Source organism: Singulisphaera sp. GP187 (assembly GCF_900129635.1).
Classification (GTDB): domain Bacteria; phylum Planctomycetota; class Planctomycetia; order Isosphaerales; family Isosphaeraceae; genus Singulisphaera.
The window spans coordinates 322853-347173 of sequence record NZ_FSRB01000003.1 but is presented as its reverse complement, the minus strand read 5'-3'; the positions used below and the strand labels follow the sequence as shown (position 1 = coordinate 347173).

At 63.2% G+C, this 24321-nt stretch carries 22 protein-coding genes and 1 pseudogene; 14 read left to right on the top strand and 9 right to left on the bottom strand.

What is annotated here, in order from left to right:
- Position 1: 1 nt before the first annotated feature.
- The 6 genes and pseudogenes from BUS42_RS46840 (at position 2) to BUS42_RS37385 (ending at position 5271) form a co-directional block, all read left to right on the top strand.
- Positions 2-222, top strand: a pseudogene (locus BUS42_RS46840) (tautomerase family protein).
- Between the two features lie 225 nt (positions 223-447).
- Positions 448-1053 (top strand): 3-keto-disaccharide hydrolase, encoded by a 606-nt coding sequence (locus BUS42_RS37405; RefSeq protein ID WP_074316287.1) that lies wholly within the window; start codon positions 448-450, stop codon positions 1051-1053.
- 119 nt (positions 1054-1172) lie between these two features.
- On the top strand, positions 1173-2444 hold the full coding sequence (locus BUS42_RS37400) for a lactonase family protein (RefSeq protein ID WP_074316286.1): 1272 nt from the start codon (positions 1173-1175) through the stop codon (positions 2442-2444).
- A gap of 6 nt (positions 2445-2450) precedes the next feature.
- Positions 2451-2756: a putative quinol monooxygenase gene (locus tag BUS42_RS37395; protein ID WP_074316284.1), complete on the top strand. Its 306-nt coding sequence runs from the start codon at positions 2451-2453 to the stop codon at positions 2754-2756.
- On the top strand, positions 2753-3910 hold the full coding sequence (locus BUS42_RS37390) for an iron-containing alcohol dehydrogenase (protein ID WP_074316282.1): 1158 nt from the start codon (positions 2753-2755) through the stop codon (positions 3908-3910). Before BUS42_RS37395 ends, BUS42_RS37390 begins: the two co-directional genes overlap by 4 nt.
- A gap of 515 nt (positions 3911-4425) precedes the next feature.
- Positions 4426-5271, top strand: a complete 846-nt coding sequence (locus tag BUS42_RS37385) for a hypothetical protein (protein ID WP_074316280.1) — start codon at positions 4426-4428, stop codon at positions 5269-5271.
- A gap of 618 nt (positions 5272-5889) precedes the next feature.
- Here BUS42_RS37385 and BUS42_RS37380 read toward each other — a convergent pair.
- Positions 5890-6555, bottom strand: coding sequence for a DNA alkylation repair protein (locus BUS42_RS37380; protein WP_074316278.1), 666 nt, complete (start codon positions 6553-6555; stop codon positions 5890-5892).
- 201 nt (positions 6556-6756) lie between these two features.
- On the opposite strand from BUS42_RS37380, the gene BUS42_RS37375 reads away from it, so the two are divergent.
- Together BUS42_RS37375 and BUS42_RS37370 are read left to right on the top strand one after the other, a co-directional pair.
- Complete coding sequence (locus tag BUS42_RS37375; RefSeq protein ID WP_074316276.1) at positions 6757-7146, top strand: VOC family protein; 390 nt, start codon at positions 6757-6759, stop codon at positions 7144-7146.
- A 1-nt stretch (position 7147) separates the two neighbouring features.
- On the top strand, positions 7148-7876 hold the full coding sequence (locus BUS42_RS37370) for an alpha/beta hydrolase family protein (protein ID WP_074316274.1): 729 nt from the start codon (positions 7148-7150) through the stop codon (positions 7874-7876).
- A gap of 240 nt (positions 7877-8116) precedes the next feature.
- On the opposite strand, the gene BUS42_RS43330 is transcribed toward BUS42_RS37370, so the two are convergent.
- Complete coding sequence (locus BUS42_RS43330; RefSeq protein WP_074316272.1) at positions 8117-9130, bottom strand: esterase/lipase family protein; 1014 nt, start codon at positions 9128-9130, stop codon at positions 8117-8119.
- A 315-nt stretch (positions 9131-9445) separates the two neighbouring features.
- On the opposite strand from BUS42_RS43330, the gene BUS42_RS37360 reads away from it, so the two are divergent.
- Entirely contained in the window at positions 9446-10297 is an 852-nt protein-coding gene (locus BUS42_RS37360; protein ID WP_143206668.1) for an aldo/keto reductase family protein, read from the top strand.
- A gap of 423 nt (positions 10298-10720) precedes the next feature.
- Here the strand turns inward: BUS42_RS37360 and BUS42_RS37355 are convergent, their stop codons facing one another.
- The 4 genes from BUS42_RS37355 to BUS42_RS37340 all read right to left on the bottom strand — a co-directional run bounded on the left by BUS42_RS37355 (position 10721) and on the right by BUS42_RS37340 (position 15196).
- Positions 10721-12277 carry a hypothetical protein gene (locus BUS42_RS37355; protein ID WP_159452344.1) on the bottom strand — a complete coding sequence of 519 codons (1557 nt, stop codon included), beginning with the start codon at positions 12275-12277 and terminating at the stop codon, positions 10721-10723.
- Positions 12278-12544: 267 nt separating this feature from the next.
- Positions 12545-14164: a S8 family serine peptidase gene (locus BUS42_RS37350; RefSeq protein ID WP_143206667.1), complete on the bottom strand. Its 1620-nt coding sequence runs from the start codon at positions 14162-14164 to the stop codon at positions 12545-12547.
- Positions 14165-14291: 127 nt separating this feature from the next.
- A complete protein-coding gene (locus BUS42_RS37345) occupies positions 14292-14567 on the bottom strand; it encodes a hypothetical protein (protein WP_143206666.1) in 276 nt (91 codons plus the stop codon).
- Positions 14568-14977: 410 nt separating this feature from the next.
- Entirely contained in the window at positions 14978-15196 is a 219-nt protein-coding gene (locus BUS42_RS37340; protein ID WP_074316263.1) for a hypothetical protein, read from the bottom strand.
- Between the two features lie 1269 nt (positions 15197-16465).
- On the opposite strand from BUS42_RS37340, the gene BUS42_RS37330 reads away from it, so the two are divergent.
- Positions 16466-16645: a hypothetical protein gene (locus BUS42_RS37330; RefSeq protein WP_143206665.1), complete on the top strand. Its 180-nt coding sequence runs from the start codon at positions 16466-16468 to the stop codon at positions 16643-16645.
- A 1-nt stretch (position 16646) separates the two neighbouring features.
- On the opposite strand, the gene BUS42_RS37325 is transcribed toward BUS42_RS37330, so the two are convergent.
- On the bottom strand, positions 16647-17696 hold the full coding sequence (locus tag BUS42_RS37325; protein WP_074311863.1) for an IS630 family transposase: 1050 nt from the start codon (positions 17694-17696) through the stop codon (positions 16647-16649).
- A gap of 125 nt (positions 17697-17821) precedes the next feature.
- On the opposite strand from BUS42_RS37325, the gene BUS42_RS37320 reads away from it, so the two are divergent.
- A complete protein-coding gene (locus BUS42_RS37320; protein ID WP_074316258.1) occupies positions 17822-18760 on the top strand; it encodes a hypothetical protein in 939 nt (312 codons plus the stop codon).
- 660 nt (positions 18761-19420) lie between these two features.
- On the opposite strand, the gene BUS42_RS43325 is transcribed toward BUS42_RS37320, so the two are convergent.
- Positions 19421-19876 carry a hypothetical protein gene (locus BUS42_RS43325; protein ID WP_143206664.1) on the bottom strand — a complete coding sequence of 152 codons (456 nt, stop codon included), beginning with the start codon at positions 19874-19876 and terminating at the stop codon, positions 19421-19423.
- Positions 19877-20253: 377 nt separating this feature from the next.
- On the bottom strand, positions 20254-22149 hold the full coding sequence (locus BUS42_RS37310) for a sigma-70 family RNA polymerase sigma factor (RefSeq protein ID WP_074316253.1): 1896 nt from the start codon (positions 22147-22149) through the stop codon (positions 20254-20256).
- Positions 22150-22546: 397 nt separating this feature from the next.
- Here BUS42_RS37310 and BUS42_RS37305 point away from each other — a divergent pair, with 397 nt between their 5' ends.
- Genes BUS42_RS37305 through BUS42_RS37295 form a run of 3 tightly spaced genes read left to right on the top strand, consistent with a single transcriptional unit; the run spans position 22547 to position 24160 of the window.
- Positions 22547-22852: a helix-turn-helix domain-containing protein gene (locus tag BUS42_RS37305; RefSeq protein ID WP_083671249.1), complete on the top strand. Its 306-nt coding sequence runs from the start codon at positions 22547-22549 to the stop codon at positions 22850-22852.
- Positions 22839-23168, top strand: coding sequence for a HipA N-terminal domain-containing protein (locus tag BUS42_RS37300; RefSeq protein WP_074316251.1), 330 nt, complete (start codon positions 22839-22841; stop codon positions 23166-23168). Before BUS42_RS37305 ends, BUS42_RS37300 begins: the two co-directional genes overlap by 14 nt.
- Positions 23165-24160 (top strand): HipA domain-containing protein, encoded by a 996-nt coding sequence (locus tag BUS42_RS37295; RefSeq protein ID WP_074316249.1) that lies wholly within the window; start codon positions 23165-23167, stop codon positions 24158-24160. The genes BUS42_RS37300 and BUS42_RS37295 overlap by 4 nt, the downstream gene beginning before the upstream one ends.
- Positions 24161-24321: the final 161 nt, after the last annotated feature.

The following is a 24321-nucleotide window of genomic DNA, read 5'->3' as shown; positions in this document are numbered from 1 at the left end:
CATGCCGATCGTGACGATCCAGATCACCCGCGAGGGGACGACCCCCGAACAGAAGGCCGCGCTCATCAAGGGGGCGACCTGGACGCGCTGAATAAGCCGCCGAGCCTGACGTTCGTGGTGATCCAGGAAGTGGAGCTGGAGGACTGGGGCGTGGGCGGCTTGCTGGTGAACGAGTACCGGCGTCAGGCCGAGGCCGGATCAACGGACGCACAGGACGGCTAATGCCCGTTCCCTTTCCCTCTCGCCCCGAAGGCGGGCGACCCATTCGGCCGCGGGCCGCGAGCGGGCGAGCCATGATGACTCTGGGGCGATATCTGCCATGGATCTTGCGAATTCAGTCTTGGTGGACGGCATCAGTTCAGGTCATCCCGGCCCTGGATTGCGTGCCCGGGGCAACTCGCCTATAACGAGGGAACTGGCGGTCTGATCCTTTCCGGGAGCATCTTGATGAGTTGGCTCAATCGACAACGCCCGGTTTGGTCGAGCACGTTCGCGCTGCTCGTCTCGGCGGTCCTCCTCCCCGCCGCTCACGCCGAAGAGCCGGGTTTCAAGCCAATCTTCAATGGCAAGGATCTGACGGGCTGGCGGCTGGGCAAGACGGACCTGGCCGGAAAGACGGCCTCCGACGACGGCCGGTTCGCGGTCGAGGACGGCGTCCTCGTGATCGCCGGCTCGAAGGACCGGCCTCCCAAGATGACTGAGATCGACACGGTGGAGTCGTTTGATGGCGACTTCACCCTCCGCCTGGAATTCCGCGCCTCGAAGGACGCGAACAGCGGCGTCCACCTGAGGGACAAGGTTTTCGCCCATCAGCTCCAGATTCGCGATTACCCCCGCGTCGGTCCGTACAAGACGCTCAAGGATTACAAGCCCGGCGACTGGAACGCGATCGAGGTGGTCGTCACCCGCACCAACGCCCGCTGCACCTGCAACGGCGAACTGCTCGAAGCCGCGCTTCCGATTCCCGACAAAGGGCCCCTCGCCCTGCAATCCGAGATCAACGTGGTCGAATACCGGAATATTCGAATCAAGGCCGAGGGGCCGGGCCAGTAGGTCACGCCCGACATCCGTTACGCTCTGCCTGATCCACCGAGTGCGCGACGACCCAAGATCCACCCGGACATCCCGCGCGCTGCCCGCAACCCATCGACCATACCGGATCTCTTATCCTCATGACTCCATCCGACCGTTCAAGACGTTCGTTCCTGAGGTCCTCTGTTGCACTGGCGGGGACGATTCCGCTCACTGCCGCCCGGTCGGCGGCGGTGGCACGCGAGGGCGAAGGGCCGCTCATGGCCTATGTCGGCACCTTCAGCTCACCGCTCCGCGACGTACTGCCGACCCAGGTGGACCTGCCGCCGGGGAACGGCCGCGGCATCCACCTCTTCCAGATGGATCGCACCACCGGGGCGTTGAAGCCCGCGGGCCTCCACGAGATGGGGACCAGCCCGAGCTGCCTCGCCCTGAGCGCCAACGGGACCCGATTGTATTCCGCCAACGAGACCGATCGCGTGGGCGACGATAAGCAGGGGACGGTCAGCGCCTTCGCTGTCGATCGGGCGGACGGGCATCTGACGCCCCTGAACTCCGTCCAGTCCGGCGGCGCCGGCCCGACCTACGTGAGCGTCCACCCGTCGGGACGGTTCGTGCTGGTGGCCAACTACTTCGGCGGTTCCGTGGCGGTGCTGCCGATCCTCCCCGATGGGCGTCTGGGGGAGGCCTCGGAGATCAAGACGGATGCCGGCACGATCGGACCCGCCCGGACGAAGAACGCCCCGACGGGCAGCTTCGCGTTCAGCGGGCACGATCGGACGCACGCGCACATGATCCAGGCCGACGCCTCGGGGCGATTCGTCCTCCACGTCGACCTGGGGCTGGACCAAATCTTCGTCTGGAAGTTCGACGACCGAAAAGGCGTCCTGACCCCGAACGAGCCGCACGCGATCGCGCTGCCGCCCGGGGACGGGCCGCGGCATTTCCATTTCCATCCCAACGGCCGTTGGCTCTACTCCATCCAGGAGGAGGCCTCGACGATCGTCCTGTTCGACTACGACGCGAACCTCGGGCGCCTGGCCCCGCGGCAGACGATCTCGACCCTGCCCCCCGGGTTTGCGGGCAGCAACTTCGGCTCCGAGATCCTGGTCTCGGCGGACGGGCGCTTCGTCTACGCCGGCAACCGGCTCCACGACAGCATCGGGATCTTCGCCGTGGGCCCGCGCGGTGATCTGACGTACGTCGGGGAGGAATGGACCCGCGGCAATTATCCCCGCAGCTTCAGCTTCGACCCCGCCGGCCAATTCCTCCATTGCTGCAACCAGCGCGGCGATAACATCGCCACATTCCGGGTGGATCGCAAGGCCGGTGGCTTGCAGTTTACTGGCCATTACACGGCGGTCGGCAATCCTTCGTGCATCATCTTCCTCGATCTCGGCAAGGTGGGATAGCGTGTCATGCTGATCGTTCACGTGCACATTCAGGTGAAGCCCGATCGGGTCGAGGCCTTCAAGGTTGCCTGCATGGATAACTCGCGGAACAGTCTGAACGAGCCAGGCATTGCGCGGTTCGATGTGCTGCAACAGCAAGACGATCCCACCCAGTTCCTGCTGGTCGAGATCTACCGTACGGCCGACGCGCCCGCCGCCCACAAGCAGACGGCGCACTACCGGCAGTGGGCCGAGACGGTGGCCGACATGATGGCGGTGCCCCGGTCCAGCGTGAAGTTCGCCAAGGTGTACCCCGAAGACGGACTCCCATGATCTTTGAATTCGCAACGGCCGGGCGGATCCTCTTCGGCCGCGGCAGCGCGCGGCAGGTCCCCGCTCTGGCCAGGGACCTTGGCCGGTACGCCGTCGTGGTCCTGGGAGGCTCCGACCGCGGCCGCGAGGCGTTGACCCAGGGCCTTGACGCGGTCGGCGTCCGCTCGTTGGTCGTCAACATAGGCGGGGAACCGACGACCACCCTGGTGGACGAAGCGGCTCGAATCGCACGATCGGAACACTGCGACCTGGTGATCGCCGTGGGCGGGGGCAGCGTGATCGACGCCGGCAAGGCGATCGCGGGTTTGCTCACCAATCCGGGGGACGTCCTGGACTACCTGGAGGTGGTGGGAGGGGGAAAGCCGCTGCGCGAGCCCGCCGTGCCGTTCCTCGCCGTCCCGACCACCGCGGGCACGGGCACCGAGGCGACCCGCAACGCCGTGCTGGACGTCCCCGAGCATGGGGTGAAGGTGAGCCTGCGGAGCCCCCACCTGCTCCCCCGCGTGGCCGTGGTTGATCCCGAGCTGACCCTGACGCTCCCGCCCGAGGTGACGGCCTTCACTGGTATGGACGCGTTGACGCAACTGATCGAGTCGTTCGTCAGCAACGCGGCCAACCCGTTCACCGACGGTGTCTGCCGCGAGGGACTCGCGCGTGCGGCGCGATCCCTGGCCCTCGCCTATCGCGACGGCTCGGACCTCGCGGCCCGCGAGGACATGGCGCTCGCCGCCCTGTTCAGCGGGGTCGCCCTGGCCAATGCTCGGCTCGGCGCGGTCCACGGGTTTGCGGGCGTGCTCGGAGGGGCCACCGGCCGGCCGCACGGCGCCCTCTGCGCCCGGCTCTTGCCCTTCGTCATGGAGGCCAACATCCGCGCGGTCGGCGAACGGGGTGACCCGGCCACACTCGAGCGGTACGTCGAGATCGCCCGGACTCTGACCGGCGATGCCTCGGCCACCCTCCGTGACGGCGTGACCCGCGTCCACGAACTCTGCGCGGAGCTGAAGATCCCGCCGTTGCGGGAGGCCGGTCTGTCCGTCGCCGATTGCTACAGGCTGATCCCGCTTGCCCAGCGGGCCAGCAGCATGAAGGGTAACCCCGTGTCGCTCCTCGACTCCGAACTGCGTCAGATCCTCGAAGAGGCGATCGACCGGTAGCCTCGTCTCGTCGCGGGCGTAGGGAAGGCCCATGCGCGATCCCTCGTGGAAGGCGATCGCCGATCGGTCGACTCCGGACGCGTCGTTCCATGCTTTGTCGTGATTCGTTTAAGGGTGGAGAGTCGGCTCGCCCGATGACGCCACCAAGCCGGCATGTCACATCACGATGGTAGGGCAACCCGGGGAACCGATGGCGATGTCGCCACTCCACGGAGAATTGCAATCGACGGCGGGGCAGGATAAGCTCAAGTCGAGGAAATCCAACGCCACTATAGACTCATTCCCTCCTCGCGGGTCTGAGGAGAGCTGGCCCCCGGAACAGTCAACTTCCCTCCCCCCTCCCCCCCATCCCTCGGTAGTTCAGTTGAAGGCCCGAGACTCGACGGCGAGTCCACCGGCTGGGCGCGGTTCCGGGTCATAACGGCTCGCGGGATCGCGCGACAAGGACGACGGCGCAAGTCGGTTGGGCGTCGCTCGGGCAGGTCACGCGTTACCTATATTTCGGAGAGAAGGCCATGCTCAGTCGACCGGGATCGGTATGGTGGGCGGTTGCAATCGTGCTGACCGCCTGGGTGGGCGTTGCGGCCCGGGGCGCGGACGACTCTGCCGAGAAGGTCCCCAAGGCAGCCGAGGACGCGGCGAAGTCTGCGGGGGAGGTTCCCAAGTCACCCGAGGAGGTGCTCTCCGCGCGGGGGCTGACGCGGTCGGGGGCGCACTACATCCTCAAGAAGCAAGAAGTAGAGTGCTTCCAGAAGTTCGAGGACGTCCGTCCCCGCTACAAGCAGCTCGAGACGAACTATAACAAGCTTGCCGAGATCGCCATGAAGGAGGCCCAGGTCGCGGAGCTCCAGGCCGAGCAGGCGATGACCCAGCAGCAGCTCCAGTCCATAGGGACCCCGGGCAGGACCTCGTCGCGGTACGGCGGGAAGTACGCTCGGTATGCCCAGAACCCCAACGCGATTCTCCAGCAAGAGTTGCGGGCCCAGCAGACCGCCCTCACGCAGCAGCTCGCCATGGCCAAGCAGCAGGCCGTCCCCGCGAAGCAGAAGCAGGAGGCGATGGCCCTGTTCGAGAGGTCCCGGAATGCGCTGCTCGCGTCGTCGTCCGAGATCCGCGAGTTGTTCGAGAACGTCCAGAAGGAATACGCTGACATCGACGCCGAGCCGCCCGTACACACGGCGCTGGGCGCCCTTCGGAAGTCGGCCAAGGCCCAGTTGAAGATCGCCCCGTCCGCCGAGTTCGACAAGAAGCTGGCCCAGTTGAAGAAACTCGAGAGGATGATGCGGCCCGAGGGCGCCTCGCAGGCCCCTTCGGCGAAGGGCAAGAGCAAGGGCAAGCGCTCGGCGAAATCAAAGAGCTGAGTTCCTTTCTTTCGTCGGTCCGATCGAGCCGTCGTCGACCGCGCGGACCGTGAAGCCGCCCCCCAAGTCGACCTGCACGCCGCTACCATCCAGAGAGTTGGCTTTGCACGCCTCGGTCTGGGAGTTCATCATGGCCAGGCACTTCAAAGAGGAGGCTTGGGAGATTTAGGAAAAACAGTTGCCGCACTGCCATCCCCAATGAGTTACCAAGAACCCTGGTATACCCAGTCAAGCTGCCTGGCCGCCAATCGCCGATTGGCCGACCCGGGTCAACACGTCGCTGACGGCCGTTGAGGAGAAGGGGTTGCTTCAGCGCATACGCCGTGACCGGCCGAACGGGTCGGTGACCCGGCAGTCGGAGACGGCGTCTCGTTTGGGCTTGAAGTCTGCGTTACGTCCGCTGGGGAGGTCGAAGAATGGGAACAACGGTTCCTGGCACCTTTTCGTCTGGGGCGGGTGGTCTTCGTCCCAATCGGGCGTGAAATCCGCCGAGGCTGTCGCTACTCAGCGCCCGGGGCTTTGTCCTCGGGTGTTCGCGATTCCGCGTCAGGTTCGGAGCGGCGCAAACCGGTCGTAGCCGCACGCCGAAGCTGCCGATGAGGTGTCTCGCCGCTCTCCTCAGTCCTGCCGCTTCACCATGACCTCCACCCATACCGGCACATAGGGGGGAGTGCAGCCCTTGGACACCGGCCAGTCGCGGTACAGGCCAATCTTCTCGCCAATGGCGATTGCGCGCTTGCGGTGTTCGGGGTGGTGGATGCCGATTGCGGCAAGCGTGTTGTTCATGGTCCACTGCACCTCTGGCATCGCCTTCGGCATCTCATTCTCGATGCGTTCGAGCAGCGCAGGAAGGTCGAGGTCGTCAGCGCCCTTGTTGACGCGGCTGGCGGTGAAGTTCCAGCCCGCACGAGCGGCCCAGCGATCCTTCGCCGTCATCCACTTCTCACGCAGCGCTTCCTTCCCGGGATGTTGTGCGACGACGTAAGCGTTCAGCCAGTCTGCCACCTGCGCACAGGTGGTGGAGCGAGTTATCTCGTCAAGTTCGTCAGCAGAGAGCGACTTGGGCTTGATGATGAGCGTGGCGAGGAGTTGCGCTTCGACGTTGCCGGTGTCCCAGAGATTGAGCGCCAGTTCGTGATCGGTCTTGATCTTCTTGGCCATCGAGCGGATGTCGCCAAGCTTCACGCCGAACTGGTTGTCAGGCGCGCCGGCCTTTGTGTTGTGGGCACGCCGAGCGTCGTCGCCGAGGGACTTAAGCTGTGCGAGGATTTCGTTGACGGTCATATCGACTATGATCCGGGTTTTCCCAGGAGGGTTGACCTCGTTGTCCGGGTTTCCGCCCGGCCCTCATGAACCCGCATTGGACACTCGCCGCATCGTTACGTCCAGAGATGACCTGCCGGTAATTTTCGCAGATTCGCCTTGTCGCGTGACCCGCCACGGGTTACCTTGCGGGCAACTGTCCATGCGAACAGGAGACGGGCGATGTCGAAGGGCGTGTTCTTCAAGGCGGCCGGGCCGATCGGCGACACCGACACGAACGCCTTGCCGGTCAAGGAAATCGGCCCGGCGGTTGGCTATTACACGCAGTGCCTCGGCTTCTCGCTACTCGCAAAGGATAAGACAACGGCCAGGCTACAACGGGATGAGGTGGAGATCGGCCTGGCGGTCAATGGGCAGGACCCCGAGCAGGCGAGCTGCTGGTTCTCCGTCGGTGACGTCGATGCCCTGTGGCAGGAGTACGAGACCAAGGGGATCGGGCCCGGGATCATCGACGGGCAGGAATACGACGGCAAGCCCTTCCGCGTCTTCTTCGCGAAGGAACCCTACGGTGTCTGCTTCTGTTTCACCCAGCCCCTGGGTCAGGAAGCCTGACATGCCGCACGACGCCCACGAGCGGAAATTCCTCGCCACGCCGGAGAAGGGCGAGGTCTCGGCCCTTCTTATCCGGCCCGAACGCGCGACACATCTGCTCGTCCTGGGCCATGGGGCGAGCACGAACATGCGGCATGCCACCCTGCAGGCAATCGCCGAGCGACTGGCCGAGGTTGGTGTCGCAACGTTCCGCTACAACTTCCCGTACTCGGAGAACGGCAAGGGCCGCGACTCGCAGACCGTTTGCACCGCAACCGTCCGCTCGGCGGTCGCGACGGCGTCCGGGTCAGTTCCCGGGTTGCCCCTCCTTGCAGGTGGCCATTCCTTCGGCGGACGCATGACATCCACGGCCGCCTCGGAGACGCCGCTCGAGGGTGTGGTCGGCCTGGTCTTCTTCTCATTCCCGCTCCACCTGGCGGGGAAGCCAGATACCAAACGGGCCGATCATCTCGAAGCGGTCACAGCCCCGATGCTGTTCCTCAGCGGGACGCGCGATGATCTGGCTGACATGAGCCTCTTGAGATCGACTTGCGCAAAGCTCGGCGACCGAGCGACGCTCCATACCCTGGACACGGCCGATCACGGGTACAAGATTCTCAAGAGGACTCGCACGAGCGCGGAGGATATCTTCGTCGAGATGGCTCGTGTCGTGCGGGATTGGTCGAAGACGCTGGGGGTGAGCCAGCTGAATTGCCGGAAGATTGAGTCGGAGGCCAGGCACCTAAGCTGAGTAGGCTAGGAGCCCTGGGCCGTGAATGGAGGCAGTCATGGCCAGGCACATCGAAGAGGAGGCTTGGGAGGTCTAGGGGAAACAGCCGCCGCGCTGCCATCTCCAATGAATTGCCAAGAACCCCGGCGATACCCAGTCAAAGTGCCTGACCGCCTCTCATCGCCGGGGTGTAGTGCAGAACGATAAGGCAGAATGCTATCTTCACGGTTCGGTATTTCCTCACCGGTTTCGTCGCTCCGTTCAGAACTTGGCATGCTCGGCGAGAATCCGCCGCACCTCGCCGATGACCTCCGGATGATCCTGGCACAGGTGGCCGGTCGCGATCACCCGCTCCGTCTCGGCCCCGGCGACGTGGGCGCTCTCGTATGTGACCAGGCCGTCCGTCCGATCGCCGCGCGGCGACTCGGGCCGCACTGCGATGATCGAGTGGACCCTCACACTCGGCGGCGGCGCCAGCTCGGCGTGGCCCGTGATGAGCGGCGAGCCCCACTCCAGTTCCTCGATACTGGTCGGCAACGCCTTGCGGAAGTGGTCGCGGAAGAAGCCGTCGCCGTTGCTCTCCACCAGCCGCCGGTGGGCCGCTCGCAGGGGATCCGGGATGCCCACCAGCCTCATCCCGATCCTCTCGATCGCGCCCCGGTCGAATCGGCTGCCTCGGTGCGGCGTGGCGATATACACCACCCGGCGCACCTCCGGACGCGCCGCGAAGAGCAGGCCGCTGCGGAACAGCTCGACGTCGCTCCTCTCACCCTGGAGATCGGCATCGGGCCGGTCGCTCACGACGCGCCACAGGCGGTCGCTGGCCTTGGACGCAATCATCTTCGTGAGCAGTCCGCCCATGCTGTGCCCGACCAGGACCATCTGGTCCAGCGCCGCGTCGGACCCGTCGGGGTCGAGCTTCCGCCGCAGTTCCTCCATGTTCTGCCGCAGGAGATGGGCCGAGTACGGGATCGGGTCGCCCGTCGAATACCCGAAAGTCCAGAATTGGTATCGCCCCGCGATCGCCGGGTCCTCCTCCAGCTTCGCGATCATCCGGTGCCACGACGAGGGGCTCACCCACAGCCTGTGGATGAACAGGACCGGGATCTTGCCCTTCGCGTAGGGGGTCAGCAGCGACAGCCCGGTCGGCTCGTAGTGGAGCAATTCCGCCAGCGGGGCCGGACGGCTCGGTGGGGCATTGAGCTGCGCCCTCGAGCAGGTGGTGAATGCAAGGAACACGAGCAGGACGAGGAGAAGGACTGGTTGATTCTGCATGTGTATTGCCCCATCATGAACTGTGCGCAGGCCTCCAGACAACCGCAGCCGGGGCAGCAGAGGGTGGTCACCGGGTTGTGAACCGGTTCCATTATACCGTTGGGCTTTTTGGGAACTTACTCATCCTTCCTCAGGAGGCGCTTCCAGCTCAGCGACGATCCGGTCGAATGATAGTCATCGCCAAGCACTTCGAGGGGAGTCTTGGGAGATGTACGGAAAACAGCCGCCGCCGATCGCTCCGTCACGTGCAGAATGGGTGGAGAGGACCCCGCGGCTCGATCGGCCCCGGAGTATGAATCACAAGCGGAGGAGTCGATGTCCGACCGGACCATGTTGATTGAAGGGATTCGGGTGCCCCGCTTCCTGTACGGGACTGCCTGGAAGGAAAACGAGACGCAACGCCTGACCGCACTTGCCCTGGAACACGGATTTCGGGGCATCGATACCGCCAACCAGCGTCGCCACTACCACGAGGCCGCGGTCGGGCAGGCGCTTTCGGCGGCGGTCGCAAGCGGCCCGCTGCGCCGGGATGGCCTGTTCCTCCAAACGAAGTTCACCTTCCGTCATGGGCAGGATCACCGCCTTCCCTACGATCCCGACGCCCCGATCCCGCTCCAGGTCGAGCAGTCCTTCGCCAGCTCGCTCAAGCACCTGGGCGTCGCAGTGATCGATTCCTACTTGCTGCACGGCCCCACTCAGCGGGTCGGCCTGGCTCCGGCCGACTGGGCGGCCTGGCGAGCGATGGAAGCCATCCACGACAGTGGCCGGGCTCGTCTGCTCGGCGTCAGTAACGTCACCCTCGAACAGCTCCAGGAGCTGTGTCGGGAGGCACGCATCCGACCCCGGTTCGTCCAAAACCGATGCTACGCCGCCCGGCGCTGGGACCGTCCCATCCGGGACTTCTGCACCGCCAACGCGTTGGTCTACCAGGGCTTCTCGCTGCTGACCGCCAACCGTGAGGCGCTGGCCCATCCCGAATTGGCCCGGATCGCCGAACGCCATGGCCGGGCCGTCAGCCAGATCGTCTTCCGGTTCGCACTCGAGGTCGGCATGATGGTCCTGACGGGGACCACCAATGCCGACCACATGCGGGCCGCTCTCGAAGTCCTCGATTTCCGGTTGGAGTCCGAAGAGGTCGCGCGGATCGAGGGACTGGTCCCGCAGTGATTCCGGCCGCGGGGCCAAGCCGCAGGGTTTGTCGATCGACGGGTGGCTAGATCGGTTCCTCGACTGGCTCAACGTGCTAACGAAGGCAGTCATGGCCAGGCGCTTCAAAGGGGAGGCTTGAGAGGTCTAGGGGGAACAGTCGCCGCGCTGCCATCCCCAATGAACTCCCAAGAACCCTGGCTGTGCTCAGTCTAGGTGCCTTGCCCGGTCTAGGTGCCTTACCCAGTTTGGGTGCCTGGCCACCGATCGTTCCTGCTTCGGCCGAAAGGCTGGAGGACTTCACCGAGCGATTCGCCCTCCTCTGGCGGCGAAACCCAAGCCGCAGGTCATTCACGACCAGGTAACGATAGACCGCATATGCGGAGCCGAGTTCCTCGAACTTCTCGACGACCAGCAGAATCATCCCGCGGTTAGAGAGGTGCTTCAGTCGACAGGGACGATGATCGCGTCCAACACCAGCCGATCGCTATCATCTTGGAGAAAAGCAGCCACACGGAGCTTTTTCAACTCGACTGGTGGCAAGGGGTTTGGGAAAGCGCCTCGCGACTCGGGTGAGTTCGGATACCCCTTCAGGTACGCCTCTTGCATACTCCGGACTTTGCTGAGGTTGATGGATTCCTCGATCCGGATTTTGCCCCCCTCCAATGCCCTGCCCTCGGCTCCCCCCGGCAGGGCGCGGACGACGTAGTGGTGGGACGGCAGACGGTTGCTGCCGGAGTACGGCACCGACTCCTCGACCAGTGCAAGACGCAGCCGCGGGTTTCTTGTCGATGTCCCTGCGCGTCTGTCAACTTTTGCCGAAGCTGTGATGTGAACCTCGTCGCCTGTCCGATGGGCCACCAACTCGATCGTCGCTTCCCTCTTCCCCTTGAGAAGTTCATCGATGACGTGACGGTATTGATTGAACTTTCGCCGTGAGTCACCGACCGAGCCCCCGCTGCCAGCCATCGCCCGACCATTGAAATAGGTCGAAGGGGTGCTCCGGACGCGGTAATAGTCCTGACGAGAGACGGAATCGGGGCCGGTCAATGGGTCGGGGCCGGGGATATGGAGGTGATATTGAAATGTGATCAAATCGATCGGCTTGTAGGCGGCGCTTAGGGCGTCGAACGCGATGTCGGCGGCCACACATGGCCCGCACTGGGCGCCGGTGAAGAGCTCCACCAAGACGACTTGATCTCCGTCCGAATCGCGCCGGCCCGCGAATGGTTCGACAACCAGAGGCACGGTCGGCGGACGGCCCTCCTCGGCGATCAGCGCCTTGAGTTTGGCCAATTCGGTCTCGGCCACGACGTCGGCCTTCCCGGCCCGCCTGGCTACGTCCACGAGGCGAGACACTGCCCAAGCCCGCGTGGTGGTAGGGGCGTCAATTCGGATGCCATCGGCCGCTACGGTCGCGGTCGTCAGTTCTAGCGACTTATACCGATCGTTGAGGAACTCAGCCGTCGCCTTTTGCAATTCCGGAAGGAGGCCGAAGGTCGCCATGAAGCCACGCTTCTCCGGCGGCTCGCTCGGCTCCGCGAGCTTCGTCGCCCTTGTCCTCTCCAGGCGTGCCCCAGACGTCGATGCCATCCCCGACGCCCGGAATTGCATGGCGCCGACGATGCGGTCGTCCCCACCGTCCTCGTGGAGACGACCCTTGAAGGTGACGTCACCTTGCTCATACGCAAGCAACACGACGATTCCGTCGGCCGACTTCTCCAGGTAGATCTGGGATTTTCCAAAGACTTTCACTCCGTCAATGATCTCGACGATGGGTTTGCCATCGGCTTTCTTGACTTCGAAGATAGCCCACTCACTGTCACCAGGAGTTTGGCCGACCAGTTTCCAGATGCCGTTCAGATCGGGACCGCCCTCGGCGGCGGCCGCGGGGCACCTGCCCGTGCCGACGATCGGCGCGAGCAGTGCGAGAAACAGCATAATCCGATACCTCAGGCGATAGTCCCTCGTGGGGAGCCATGTCGGCCAGTTGAAGGTCATGGTGTGGTGCTCTGGGAATTGAGGTAGTCCACCGAATGCGACCTCGGTCGATCAAGATTGTATCAGGGGGGAAGTCATGGCCAGGCACTTCAGAGGGGAGACTTGGGGGATCTTAGAACAGCCGCCGCGCTGCCACCCCCAATGAACGACCAAGAACCCCGGCGATACCTAGTCTAGGTGCCTCAGTCTAGGTGCCTGGCCACCGATCGCCCGATCGCTCCCATTAGACCCACGGGAAGCTGAGATGAGCACCTTATCGGGGCGCATTCATCTGGACTGCTTTCTCTTTCGATACCAATCGAGGACCGGCTGGGCTTTCTGCTCGATCTCCTCCGGGACGACCGCATATTCGAGTCGTGGTGCAGTCGGATGATGATCCCGTAGTACCTTGGCCGCACACCATCGCGCCGTCCAGTTCGGGTCGGTCGCGAGTGGAATCCAGTCGTCCAAGGGATCGGCCCTAGCACCGGCTAGGAGCACATCTGCGAGTAGGCCGCGCACCCCCATGTCCAACTCCCGGTACAGACTGTCCCAGAGCCGTCGTCGCTCGTCGTCCGATTCCGGGCCGGCCAGGGCCGACGCCGCGGCCTTCCTCACAGTGGGTGAGTCGTCGCGGAGCAGACGCCAGAAGATCTGGCGGAGACGCACCCCGTCCTTCGGCCGGAACAACTCGGGATGCCAGGCGAGGGCCGAGACGGCGAGCGCCCGCTCGACCGCATCCTTCGATCGGAGGGATGAGTTCGGGTCAGTGACCGTGACCGGCGGCGGGATCCGGGGCCAGGGCGGGCGGACGGAGCCGTCAGTCAGCAGTGAGATGGCACGGGCCGCGTTGACGCGCACCCCGGGCCGCTGGCTGCCCGGCAAGGGATCGCCTGAGCGAATCAGGGCATATTTGATCGTCTGCGCATCCGCTTGCGGGAATCGGGCGAACAGGAGGGCGCACAGCGCGGTGACCTGGGCACTGGCCGAGCTGGTCCCCCCGAAGTAGGCGAGCTCGCCCTCCGGTGTTAGGTGGTTGGGGACGAAGTACTTCGGGGCCAGGACGTCGGGTCGCTCGTGACCGTCGCCGTTACGCCCCCACGGCTCGTCGGGGTTCTCGCGGTGGAACCGGTGATCGGCATGCCCCGCGTCGTGGTAGGCGCCCACCGACAGGTATTCGACCGGCGGAAGTGTGTTCTCCATGGCGGTGTTGTTATTGCCCGTGACGACGAGGATCCCCGCCTGGATCGCCGGCTCCAGCGCGCGGACGATCGGGTATTCCCGGGTGTTCTTGATCAGGCCGGATCGCGCCGAACCTTCCAGAGAAGGGCGTGGATGGTCGACCCCGACTGTGAGGAGGATGATGCGGATGTTCCAGCGCTCCCGGTTCTTCACCACCCAATCGATGGCCCGGCCCAGCCGCGGGTCGAATCGCTCGTGCCGTCCGTCGGGTCCGTCCGCGCGCACGGTGAGGTACGGAATCACGAAGTACGTCGCCCCCGGTGCCAGGCCGCCATAGGTCCGGTCCCGCACGCGGAACGGGGCGGATGCCATCTGGAGGAGACCTCTGACGCCGTGGTTGTACTCCGCATCCTCTCGGTCCTTGTAAGCATTCAGCGGTTCGGCCAGTGAGATGTCCATGTCCTGACCGACAATCACATGCTTGAGTCGCTCGCCCAGGGGGCGCAGCGCCGGATCGAGGCCCCCTTCGTCGATATGGACGATCCCCACGCCGCGCCCGGTTTCAGGCGTCGGGCTCTCGGGCAGGCCGAGTCGCTGCCAGGTCGGGTCCGGCGGGGCCGGTTCCTCCTGGCCCGCCACCGGTTCGGTTACGAGCGGGGGCGTGCTAAGGGATAAACCTATGCCGAGGATGATCGGGATGGCTAGCACGAGGGAGTTCGCTCGCACGATATGTCCTCCAAGGCCGGATCGATTCCTACCCGGACCGAGGGACCCATCCTACTTCTCTCCCCACGTTTCGCCCAATCTTCCGTACGTCACGCGCGGAATATCTGGACATCCGACAGTGCCCCGGTCAGATCTCGTAGGCCTCCCTCATGTTCGACAGCCGGAGGATGTGACGTTGCATCGGGCTCAACTTCATGCTGAAGACCACGGACGGGCGCCGGGCCGCTGACAACTCATGCCGCTGCACTTCCTCGAACAAATCGATCAGCTTCCGAGCCGTCGGCCGTCGGCACGCCCGGCCCTCCGGGTACAGCGGCAGGCTGTCGATCAACTCCCGCTGCATCAGCGACTCTACCGGCAGCGCCAGGAAGTGCACGAACAGCAGCGTCTGGATCCGGCTCACCTCTCTTGGACTGTGGCAGTCATGGCCAAGCATTTCAAAGGCTTGGCTATTGGGGACATTCCTAATTTTTGAAGTAGTTTGCGGAGACTAGATAATGTAGCATCTACAAGTTCATATGTTTGTGATCGTCCGATTTTGCCCGGATAGCGGCAATATTGACGCCCGATTCGATTTCTCTCCCGCCCCCGGTTGCGATTCATTCAGTGTGTCGCCCCATAACGAGTTCATGGCATGACGAGTTGTACGCGTTGAATGTGAATGGTTGGATTTGTTGGGGCCCGGGGAGAGCAATCCCCGGGGCGACCCGGCCATTTTCTTTTCCTCGATTTCCACGGCGACGAAGAATACGAGCATCCCAAATGAACGATGGCACGCGGCCGTGCTGGTCCGCCGGGCCGGCCTGGAGTGGGTTAGCTCCCGCCGAGGCTGAGGCCACCGCGGCGGGTCGGGGGCCGGAGCGAGGCGGAGAGCACCGCGTCAGTCGTCGCGCCGACGGCCCGGAAGACCCGGACGCCGTTATTCACGTGGCCCCCGGGCGCGACCGCCAGCAGGCTCCCGGTCGTCGTATTTACCGACGCGAGCGAGGGGCCGGCTCCGACGTGGCGTGCTCGGCGGGCAACCCCGCCCAACTTCGCCTCGTGGCCGGATTCGCGAAGCTCGAGCGAATCGGGGCCGGAGGCCGGGGGGCGCGGACCGGTAGAAATCGGCCGGACTCAAGGGAATCTTCCGTGCCACTCCCTCGCCGGCTCCGGGTTTCGGACGGAGTGGTGGCAGCCCCGGCACCATCGGTAGAACCGGGCACCCGTTCTCCGTCCGAGTGCCTTCCGGGTTCGAACCTGCCGGTCATTCCCCGAAGCGATTGAGATTGTCGTGCTCGCCGTAGTAATCAGTTTGCCCCAGAATCATACCTGTACGGGAAGTCGCGCCACGGCGCTGTGATCGACCAAATGAAACGCGGGGTCATCCGTGAGCAGGAACGGCGGCTTGGGATACCGCCCGAGGTCGGAGGTCGACCACCAACTGCCTTTGGAAAACCGATGGCCCCTCTCGACATCCGGTTGATTGATTGGAAACGTCCCGAGCGCAGACACCGCCCTGAACCGACCGGCCTTGTCGGGGGCCACGTTGACGACGAAGTGCTCGTCGAAGCGTTGAGCGTTCAGGCCATAGAGACGACCGAAGGCTGGCGAGTCGTAGACTTATCCAGAAGTGCCAATGGCAAGAATCAAGCATTTCGGGTCAGTCCTCACGATTAGCCGCTCCGGCTCAGTAGTCATAGAGCTTGCCCTATATCAAAAGGACATCGATCTGGTTTTCGATGAAAGTTCGATCATCTGGCGAGAGCCAAGAGGCGAGGGGAGACTCGGAGCCATGCACTGCAACTGGGAAGTCGGGGGGGATTCGGTAAAGAGGTGCGCCCAGTCGCAAGGCTTAACGGATTGCCCAGGCTTCTCGCCTTACCCTCGTGAAGTGCCTGGCCACCGACTCCCCCCGACTCCCCATGGAGCAGGCGGGCGAAACACAAACTAGGTGGAAGAAACTGGCCTCGTGGATCGAGACTGTACCGCTGGGAAGTCCCGGCTTTTCTGATTCCGTGTCCGGTCGGATCCGCCGTCGCGTATATACCTGGTAGGGGGTGGAGCGCACCGTTTGAAGGCATTTCACAAGGGCCGTCCGACACCGGCCCCCACGACTCCGTCTCAGACACATCCCAGGAATAAGGGGCGCTGTTCAGCTGCGGTCGGTCCATATTTCCTGTGGCACAGCCCTCCACGGCTGTGCTCGAAATTCCTGTCCGGCCACGGGTCCCGCAAGATCAAGAATCGAGGTCGGCCATGGTCACCGATGACGACCGAAACTGGTTTAAGTTTCAGCACCAGAGGCTGGTGGATGCCAGGATGCAAGGAGATCGGGACCTCTATGACCGGATCGGTCACGACATGCTGGTCGAGGCCAATAGGCTGGTCGCTGACCAGCGGTGGTGGGAGGTCTGGTCGAAGGAGGAAGCCTGCTCCGTCCTTCAGCGCGTCCTGTCGCTGCCGCCTTACCTAAATAGCTCCTCTCAACAGGGAAAGTAATTCAAGCGGCCTGCTGATAGACGGAGCGGCCCTCGACCTTGAATGGGTTGCGACTGCCGAGCCAGGTGAAGGTCAGTTCCAACAACTCCTCCATGGACTTGCACTGATGGTTGCGGGTGATCTGGTCATGCAGATTCCACCACACCCGCTCGATCGGATTACAATCGGGGCTGTAGGCCGGCAGGAAGTGCAGGTCGATCCGCTCGCGGTGCTCGTACAAATACACCGCCACATCGTTGCTGGCGTGGCACTTCGCGTTGTCGCAGATGATGTGAATCTTGCGGTAGCGCCTCAGGCAACTCCGAAGATCATCCAGGTGCTTCAAGAACAACGCCGTGTCCCTCCCTTGCTTCGGGGCGCCCTCGGTCAGAAACACCTGCCCCGTCCGCCAGTGGATCGAACCGCTCAGATAGCGTTTCTCGTTGTTGCCGGGTGTCTCGACCTTCGCCTGGTGGCCCTTGACCATCCACATCGAGCCGATCTTGGGATTCGTGTTGATATCGACCTCATCCTGGAAGACCACCGTCTCGTCCTCAGGCAATCCGGCGATTAACTCGCGGAGCTTTTCCAGCTTGGTTTCCCGCTCCGCGTCGGTCGGCCCGACCGTGGGACGCGGGCGACGATAGACCAGTCCCCCCTGATGCAGCCAACGACGAACGGTCTCGCGAGAGACCTCCAGGTCAAATTCTCGAAGCATCAGCAGTACCACGATCTCGCAGCACCAGCGGCTGCGGAGGAAGCCGAAGTCGCGGGGCTTCTGGGATTTGACCCAGTCCACGACGACGGCGACCCACTCGGCGGCGAAGCGAAAGGGGCGGCCTGGTTTATGCCCGCTCAGACCCTCCACCCCTTCGGCGTGAAACCGCTTAACCCAGCGGTCGATAGTCCGCGAACTACAGAACAAGAGCGTGGCGACGGTGGCCCAGGTGTGCCCATCGTCCAGGAGCAAGAGGAGATGCGATCGGAAGCGGACCTCGGGGTCGTGGTCCTTGCGATATCGATCGAGCAACGCCCGGCGCTGCCCGTCGTCGAGGGTAACGCTGTGTGCCATGGGTGTGAATCTCGGGGACTGGACATGAGTGACACTACCCAATTGTACAGACCCCGTCTACTTTCCCCGTTGCGAGGAGCTATTTAGGCGAGCCGACGGCGGAGCAGGTTCAAAACGACGTCGCCGTGCATCAGCGGATCCGAACCACACTCCACGAGCAGATCGAGTCCCTCGAGACCACCAAGCTGGTCGTGGAGATCGTGGACTATGCCGCCACCGCGGCGAGCATGGCCATCGGTGTCGGTACGGCGACGGTCGCGATCCGGGAGCTGGTGAAGAGGGTCGGCGCTCGGAAAGCCGGGGAGATCCTGGCGGGAGAATTCCTCAAGAGCCAGATCCGGGAGGCTGCCCAGGACAAGGCGATTGATGGGCTGGCCCAGGCCCTGGGAGCGGATCCTGTCACGGCCCACCAGGCCAAGGATCTCGTCCTGGCGTTCAAGAACGCCCGGAAGGGCGGGCATCGACCTGCCAGCGCTCCGAGCGTTCCACTTCCGGCCCCGACGGAAGGGCTGCGCGTCCGGACGGAACCGAACGTGGGTGAGGGGACCGTCAATCGGCTCAAGCAGATCTCCCTCCAGGTGAAGAAGGCCCCCGTCGTTGGGGTGCCGCCCTGGCGCCTTCAGGAGTTCCTGAACAAGCTGCCGGAGACGGAGCGAGCCGTCTACGAACTGCGCGCGGCCATGGTCGAGGCGTCCGAGGAGATCGGCCGGGCTGCCGTTTACCGGGATCAGAAGGGCGTCCTCTGGAGCTCCTACAAATCCACCAAGGTGGAAAAGTACTGGACCGGCGCGGTCGGGCGGCGAGTCAGCGACGGCAAGCTCATCTTTGGTTCGAGCAGCGACGATCCCAAGGCCCTCGCAACGGTGAAACAGGTTGCCACGAAGTACGGAGGCGAGGTGGTCACCGAGGCAGCGCCGTGGGAGAAAGGACATCACGCCGAGAGCGGGATCCTGTGGGCATTCGAAGTGGACAAGGTCGGAGCGACGCGGGCCATTTGCTATGACTGTGACTCCGCGATGCGCGAGTTCGGGGTCGATCCGCTGACGCCGGTGCGACCGAAGTAGTTTCTTCGGCGTCGGGTGGCGAAGGCGATACGCCTCCTGCCTCGGTCTTGCGATGGGCGGACGGCGTGACCACGTCTCCGTAGCCAGATCCGAGCAGGGTGAGGTTTGGGCCAGACAGGGTATGCACTTTATGACATCGCGGCGTTCTTGGGGCTTACGCCGATTTTCTGTGCCGATGCTACTCACGCCCCCTGCCCCTTCAAACGACTCGGCCTCACCGTCGGTAATTCTGACAGTGAATAAGAAATTGAGACAATATTAATTCTTAACTCATTGTGTCTATATGAAATAGAGTTGTCGCTATTGAGGGCCTACTCCGCGGACGGTCGGAGGCCATGCAGCGAAAGAGGGCAAGGCGGGAGGCCTGAATAAACTGTCAAATCTCGCGATCGGGCGAGCATCTTTGCCAAATCTCCCAAGCGATCTAACTGGAGCGCCTGGCGTCTGCTGACGGACTAGGCGACCGCAGAGTCCCGAGTGGTGCGTGGCATGACCAGAATGGGGCTCACAGAGGGCGAGGAGAGGCTTACTCATCTTGCGCAGACTGTATCAAGAATTAAGAATGTCACCAATAGTGTAGGCCTCCTCGGCAGGCACCAAGCCTGCCGGATCGGGTCGACCTTAAATGACGTGGCGGACCGGGTCCGCTGCAGCGCGAGGTTAGGCTCCGCCCCGGATCACCCCGACCCCGATCTCCCAGTTTTTCGGGCACAAGGGGTTCAAGTCGATGAAGTCGATATCGAGGCTTTCGACCAGATCCTTCAGCAAAATCTCGGCGCCTCCGAGCGAGAACACCTTGCCCATCCGTTTCGAGATCGCTCCCGAGAAGATGGCCATCTTCTTCTGACTGGAGAAGGCCGGCAATCTCCGCTTGCCCTCAGCTTCGAGCACCCACGGCACGAATGGATCGCCCGCCAACTCCTCGCTCTCCACGCGAACCAGTTCGAGCAGTTCCTCCGAGGTAAAGCTCGCGGCATTGAGGAACCGTCTCGGCTCTCTCGGTATCAGTAGTCTTCGCGTTTTCAGATATCCGTTGAGCAGACGAAGGTCTTCACGGTAGGCGACACGCTCGAGATCATCTCGACCTGTGACCAGTTCAATAAGTGTGGCTAGCATGGTGATCTGGCCTTTAAGCCTAACCTGAACGAGGCGGACGACAGGGCGTGAAGAAACACGTCCATTCGTCCGCTTAATCCGATCAATGAAATTCGATGAGACGCCCGGGACCACGATTTACGGCCCAACCTCTGGATTATAAGCGACCCGTGCCGACGGGGTAATGCGGCCCCGGCGGGTCGTCTAACGAGGGGGAATAGCCAGGCACTTCAGATGCGTCATCTGAAGGCAGTCATGGCCAGACACTTCAAAGGGTGGCTTGGGAGGGCTAAGGGGAACAGCCGCCGCGCTGCCATCCCCAATGAATTACCAAGAACCCCGGCTGTACCCAGTCTTGGTGCCTGGCCACCGATCGCGCTCCTGACACTTCGAGCGTCTCAGGGCTTTCCATTCTCGGAAGGCCGGGAATCGATTCGCTGAATGAGACTCTCGAGTTTCTCTTCCAGCTTCTGGAGACGTTGCTCCACGGTGAGGGATGTCGACGGAGGTTTCGGGATACCTGGGCCAGGCATCATCCCCGACATCATCATTCCCGGCATGCCGCCGTCGGGGTTCGGAGTGGCTGGGTTGGGCATCATTCCCGGCAGACCGGCATCGGGCTTCGGGGTGGCAATCATCCTGGGCTTCCCCCCAAACATCGCCCCGGCTTGCGGCTTCGACCCGGAGGTGGGTCGTCGGCGACCGGCGGAGGGCGCAGCTGGATTCTCGATCGGCGACTTGGCCCTGAATGGTTGTGACATCACCTCTCCCCAGTCACGAGTGATGATCGCCTGAAGCAACGTCCCATCACCGGCCGGAATGTCGCCCACCGAACCATCGGCCATGCCGACCAGCCACCCATTCGACTCGTGGTCTTCCAGGGCGGGAAGGGGCTGGCCAGTCGCGAAGATCAACTCGCCCGGCTTGGTCCAGGGAGTGGCTTCATCGGCCGATCCCAGCAACGCGGTGTTCGCCGTTCCGTCGGTGATCTCGATGAAGCGGATGCCCCGGACACCGTCGAAGAGAGCGTCTTTGCCCATAAAGCCGCGAAGTCGAGTCTGACCTTTGGGGGCTGGGAAGTTGGGCGTTGGAAAGTGGGGCGTTGCGAAAACGGCGGGCATCCGCCCGAGGAGACGTTGGTTGTGAGGGCTGTTCCAGGGTTCGTCCCGGTGGAATTCCTCGTACAGGTGATTCTCGTTGAGATAGGGAAGGAGTGCGACCCGCCAGCTTAGTTTAGGCTGACCATCGGGACCGTAGATCGCCAACGGCGGAAGCTCATTGTGATTCGCCTGGGCATAGTCATGGACCGCCCGGAGGATCCTCTGGAGATTCTGCTTCGACTGCTCCCGGGCGCTGAGCTCAACGTCGGGGGCCTGGCGATTAGGACCGGGCTCGAACTCGACGGCGCCGGCGGTGGCGGGCTGCTGGGCCGCCGCGGGGTGCTTGATCCAGGTTGCGGTCCCCAACCCGGCCAGAGCGATCCCGGCCAGGAGGAAGCCACTACTCATCCAGGTCAACTTTGGCAACATGGCGGGTACGACTCCTCTCGTCAGGGCTACGAGGCTCGGCGCAACGTCCGCCGCGCCGGCGGCGATCGTGCCCAGGGTCGTGCGGGTCAGGGCGGCGGAAACGGGGGAACCGAAGACCGTTGACACGGCGGCGAGGGCGGCGACGGGTGCAATCCCTCGGCCCGTCAGGCGAGTGCGAAGCCCCTCCCGGCCGCGGGCCAGGCGGCTCTTGATCGTCCCGATCGGACAGCCGAGTTGGCGAGCGGCCTCCTCGGCGGTGACCCCCTCGAGCAGGCAGAGGATCAGCACGTCGCGGTGCTTGGCCGGAAGCCGCCCGAGCTCGGCGTCGAGGATCAACCGAATCTCGACTTCATCGCCGGTGCCGGTACCGGTGCTTGTCGCGTCGAGAGCAACGACCTCATCGACTTGCGCGTCCATGCGTTCCCGGCGCCGAGCCGCCCGGACGCGTGCCTTGCTCGCCACGCGGGTGGCCACGCCATAGAGCCAAGGCCCCAGCCGGGCCGGGTCACGGATCTGTCCGGCCTTACGGACCAGGACGAGGAATGTGGCCTGGAAGGCGTCGTCGGCATCGTGGGAACTGGCGAGCAGGCGATGGCAGACTCCCAAGACCATCGGCCCATGCCGCGCGACGAGCGCCTCGAATGCGGCTTCATCCTTCGCGTTGAGAAAGCGATCGAGCAAGGCCCGATCACTCGAAGCGCCGGATCCATTTCGGAAGAGACGATCCAGGTCATTGTAGACTTGAGACTTATATCCGACTCGCATCCTTGTCCCCCCACACGCCGACGGGCGTGTCCAAGGATACTGCCTCTTCACCCTCGTTTGGGTCCCTCACTTTTGGAAATTTACCCTGACGCATTCGACGGGAGGCAGTCATGGCCAGGCACTTCAAAGGAGAGGCTTGGGAGGTCTAGGGGGAACAGCCGCAACGCTGCCAGGCACAATCAACTTCCAAGTACCCCGGCTATACCCAGTCTAGATACCTGGCCGCCGATTGCTCCGTTTCGGTCTGATCGACCGCGATGTGTTGCTCCGACGCGTGTAAGACGGCGAGCCAATCGCTCACTCCCCCAAGGTGCGGTCTCATAAGGCGCACTATAACGCGCATTTTACTTGATCTCCGCTGGATTTCTGGGCACAAACTTGGGGAAAGCGCATGGGAATGCGCTTTCCGGCTGCCAGAAAGCTGAACCATGAAAGTTCGAGCGAAACAACGCATTATCATGCGCCTGAACGACAGGAGGTTGCCCTAACGAACCAAGAAATTGGGGAGAAAGTCCGCGTTCGGCGGAGGAAACTCCGCCTACGTCGGCGTGACCTCGCCGAACTCTCCGGAGTCACGCTCCGTAGTCTGACCGGCATCGAAAACGGGAGTGCGAACCCCACGATCAATCAGCTCGCCAAGATCGCGGAGGTCCTGGGCCTGGAACTCCGCCTGACGGAGAAGTCGCTCAATGCGTCGAGCTAAGGTGCACTGTCGGGGAGTCTTCGCGGGGGTGTTGAGCAAGGACCAGGCTGGCACCTACCGCTTCCAGTACGCGCCGGAGTACCTGAGCAGTCCGAAGTGCCCGGCCATCAGCCTCTCCTTTCCCAAGCAAGAGGGCCGCTTTGAGTCGCCTCTGCTGTTTCCCTTCTTTTTCGGCCTGTTGGCGGAAGGGGAGGACAAAGCGCTTCAGTGCCGCGTGCTGAAGATCGACGAGAGCGACCATTTCACGCGGCTGTTGCGGACCTGCGAAGCCGAAACGGTCGGGGGAGTGACCATCAAGGAGGTCGTCTCGACATGACGCGTTGCCCAGGTTGCTTCAAAGACGAACAAAAGACCTACTGCGGGGCCTGCCGGAATCGGCTGTTCGGGGGCAAGAAGGTCCCCTTCATCCTTCCGTTCTCTCGGTCGGATTACGACCAGGTGACGCTCGAAGTCACCACCGACCGGATGTCGATCTCCGGCATCCAGACCAAGATCTCCCTCGCGTTGAACGCTGGGCGGTTGAAAATGGTGATGTCGGGCGGGCAGCACATCTTAAAGCCGAGGCCGCATGGGATGTTCAAGCGGCTGGAAATGGCCCCGATCAACGAACACCTGACGATGCAGCTCGCCCGGCAGGTCTTCAAGATCGAAGTGGCTGAAAACGCCCTGGTCGCGTTCGAGGATGGGGAACTCGCGTATCTCGTCCGCCGCTTCGACGTACAACCCGACGGCCGACGCTCACTCCAGGAGGATTTCGCCCAGATCGCCGCCAGGTCCGAAGAAGCCCATGGGAAGAACTACAAGTACGACGGGTCGTACGAGGAGATCGGTCAGCTCATCCGCCGGCATGTGGCCGCTTCGCCGGTGGATTCGGAGCGGTACTTCACGCTCGTAGCGTTCAATTACCTCGTTAACAATGGTGACGCCCACCTCAAGAATTTCTCACTGATCAGGGACGATCAGACTGACGAGTACAACCTGACCCCCGCCTACGACTTGCTGAACACTCGCCTCCACCTACCGGACGAGACGCATACCGCCCTCGAGTTGTTCAAGGATGGCTTCGAGACGGAGGGCTACAAGGCTAACGCCTTTTACGCCTACGACGACTTCGTCGTGTTCGCCCAGAAGCTCGGCCTTGTCGAAAGCCACTACAAGAGAATTCTGGAGCGGTTCATCCCCGAGCAAGAAGCCGTGTTTTCGCTGATCGAATGCTCGATGTTGTCGGACGAGTGTAAAGATTTATACAAAAAACACGTGAAAGACCAGATAAATGCCTTCTCGTATTCCCACGCCGGTTTGCGATAATAAGAACCGAGGAGGCAGAGAACGGGTTCGATGACCACCGCCGGTTGAAGGATCTTGGCTTCAAAGGTCGGTGCATGTGTAGGTTGGATTGTGGAGATCGCGTCCGTCGTCCGGGAGTCATTGTGGCTCGTCTGTGGGGCCCGCGCCGGCACGAATCCGGA